The sequence below is a fragment of the Mesorhizobium sp. M1A.F.Ca.ET.072.01.1.1 genome (genome assembly GCF_004023325.1).
GTDB lineage: Bacteria > Pseudomonadota > Alphaproteobacteria > Rhizobiales > Rhizobiaceae > Mesorhizobium.
The window spans coordinates 1-2,474 of the sequence record NZ_RZSF01000561.1 but is presented as its reverse complement, the minus strand read 5'-3'; the positions used below and the strand labels follow the sequence as shown (position 1 = coordinate 2,474).

The following is a 2,474-nucleotide window of genomic DNA, read 5'->3' as shown; positions in this document are numbered from 1 at the left end:
TCATCGATATGAGCAACTTCAACCTCAGTGCCTTTTCCGATGCCGTTGCCGATGTCGCGGCGGCCGCCGCGACATCGGCAACGGCATCGGAAAAGGCACTGAGGTTGAAGTTGCTCATATCGATGATCTCCTGGGTTCTGTGACCCAGATATCGCTCCATGGCGCTGCCGCGGATACTCGCCTGACGGCTAGTCGAGTGCCTGACTGGCCATGTGGTCAGGTCGCGGCAATTGCTGCCGCTCCGCACATATAGGCATCGTTTGCGCCAGATCACACGGGAGCCCACCCATGGCCTTCGCCGCCGAAAAACTCCAATCCGATGACGCCTTGCTCGACGCCTACTCGGCGACGGTCGCCGACGCCGTCGATCGAATCGGACCGGCCGTCTGCCGCATCGAGCGCATTGGTGCCGGCGGCCATGGCTCGGGCTTCGTGATCGCTCAGGACGGGCTGGTCGTCACCAATTTCCACGTCGTCGGCGACGCCCGCGACGTTCGGGTCACGATGCCGGATGGCGCTTCGCGCGAGGGGCGCGTGCTTGGCCGCGACCCCGACACCGACATCGCGCTGGTGCGCGCCGACGGCAGCTTTGCCGACGTCGCCCCGCTCGGCGATTCCAAGCGCCTCAGGCGCGGCCAGATCGCGATCGCCATCGGCAATCCGCTCGGCTTCGAATGGACCGTCACCGCCGGCGTCGTCTCGGCGCTCGGCCGCTCGATGCGCGCCTCGACCGGCAGGCTGATCGACGACGTCATTCAGACCGATGCCGCGCTCAACCCCGGCAATTCCGGCGGACCGCTGGTGTCGTCGGCCGGCGAAGTCATCGGCGTCAACACCGCCATGATCCACGGCGCGCAAAGGCATTGCCTTCGCGGTCGCCTCCAACACCGCCAATTTCGTCATTTCCGAGATCATCCGCTTCGGCCGCGTGCGCCGCGCCTTCATCGGCGTCTCTGCCGATACGACCAACCTGCCGCGCCGTGCCGCACTTCTCTCGCAGGTCACGACCAACACGGCCGTGCGCCTGCGCAGTGTCGAGAAGAACGGCCCCGCCGCGAGGGCTGGCCTGAAGGAAGGCGACATCGTCGCCGCTATCGACGGCCGGCCGGTCACCGGCGTCGATGATCTCGTGCGCATGCTCGACGCCGAACGTATCGGTCGCGAGACGCTCTGCACCGTCGTGCGCCGCACCGGCGTCAGCAAGGTCGCCGTGACGCCGGTGGCGCGGACGAACTGAGACCCGCTGACTGGCCTAGCTCCCGGCCGCGCCATTGGCGTATTGCGCCAGGAATTCTTCGCTCGGCGCAATAGGCTTGATCACGTCGATCAGTACGCCGTTGGGATCCTTGGTGATGAAATGGCGCTGGCCGAAGGGCTCGTCGCGCAAGGTGCGCAGGATCGGCAAGCCTGCGGCGACGATGCGCTCATAGACGGCGTCGGGATCGCGGACCTCGAAATTAATCAGCAGGCCGGACGTGCGTCCCCGGCCCTCCTCAGGGATCGTCTCATGGTCCCCGTCGACGATGCCGAGATTGACGCGGCGATCCTCGGCCGACTGCAGATGGACGTACCAGTCGCTGTCGAACAGCGCCTTGAAGCGGAAATGCTCGACATAAAAGGCGGCCGTGGCGGCGACGTCGCCGGTCATCAGCACCGGATAATAGCTGGTCGTCTTCATCTTTCTTTCTCCTGCCATCCGACATACAGTCTGTATGTAAATGCAAATAACATACAGGCTGTATGTATGCAACAAGAGTCTGGACGCCGCTCCAACCGCGACCGCACCGAGGCGACGCGCGCCGATCTGATCCGCGCGGCGCGCAAATTGTTCACGGAAAAATCCTATACGGAGACGGGCACGCCGGAGATCGTGGCCGCCGCCGGCGTGACGCGTGGGGCGCTCTATCATCATTTTGCCGACAAGCAGGCGTTGTTCGCCGCGGTCGTCGATCAGGAGGCAGCGACCGTCGCAGCGGAGATCGACCGCGCCTCGCCCGCCTCGCTCTCGGCCCGTGATGCCTTGATCGCCGGCTCCGACGCCTATCTCGCGGCGATGCGCGCGCCCGGCCGCACGCGGCTTTTGCTCCTCGATGGACCGGCCGTGCTTGGCCGCGCGGCGATGGACGAGATCGACAACCGCCACGGCAACCGCTCGCTGCGCGAAGGCCTGGTCGAAGCCATGCGCGCGCGCTCGATGGTCAAGCTGCCGGCCGAGGCGCTGACCGCCCTGCTGGCCGCCGCCTTCGATCGTGCGGCTTTGGCCATCGAGGCCGGCGCATCGGTCGAGGATTATCGCGCCGTGCTGATCGCGCTCATGGACGGCTTGTCTCCGGCTCCTCCTCCGTCCAAACGCCCGGTTCCAGCTCGTTGAAGCAGCCGAGCTGCCGCTTGAACTCGTCGATGAGCCACGACGCCGCCGGCTTGGGGCTCCGGTCGTTGCGGTGCATCGCGTACATCGGCGCACGCACCTCGCG

At 66.0% G+C, this 2,474-nt stretch carries 2 protein-coding genes and 2 pseudogenes; 2 read left to right on the top strand and 2 right to left on the bottom strand.

Features of this window, described 5'->3' with window-relative positions; genetic code table 11:
* Positions 1-288: 288 nt before the first annotated feature.
* A pseudogene (locus EOA32_RS36255) lies at positions 289-1,237 on the top strand (trypsin-like peptidase domain-containing protein).
* A 15-nt stretch (positions 1,238-1,252) separates the two neighbouring features.
* Here the strand turns inward: EOA32_RS36255 and EOA32_RS36250 are convergent.
* Complete coding sequence (locus tag EOA32_RS36250; protein ID WP_095781347.1) at positions 1,253-1,678, bottom strand: VOC family protein; 426 nt, start codon at positions 1,676-1,678, stop codon at positions 1,253-1,255.
* A gap of 66 nt (positions 1,679-1,744) precedes the next feature.
* Between EOA32_RS36250 and EOA32_RS36245 the strand changes: the two genes are divergently transcribed.
* Positions 1,745-2,371: a TetR/AcrR family transcriptional regulator gene (locus EOA32_RS36245; RefSeq protein WP_095781346.1), complete on the top strand. Its 627-nt coding sequence runs from the start codon at positions 1,745-1,747 to the stop codon at positions 2,369-2,371.
* Here the strand turns inward: EOA32_RS36245 and EOA32_RS40445 are convergent.
* Positions 2,313-2,474 (bottom strand): annotated as a pseudogene (locus tag EOA32_RS40445) (LysR family transcriptional regulator); the annotation flags it as partial. The gene EOA32_RS36245 and the pseudogene EOA32_RS40445 overlap by 59 nt on opposite strands.

Excerpts from the sequence above, each read along its gene's own strand:
- EOA32_RS36250 (WP_095781347.1), bottom strand. The coding sequence starts at position 1,678 with ATGAAGACGACCAGCTATTATCCGGTGCTGATGACCGGCGACGTCGCC.
- EOA32_RS36245 (WP_095781346.1), top strand. The coding sequence starts at position 1,745 with ATGCAACAAGAGTCTGGACGCCGCTCCAACCGCGACCGCACCGAGGCG.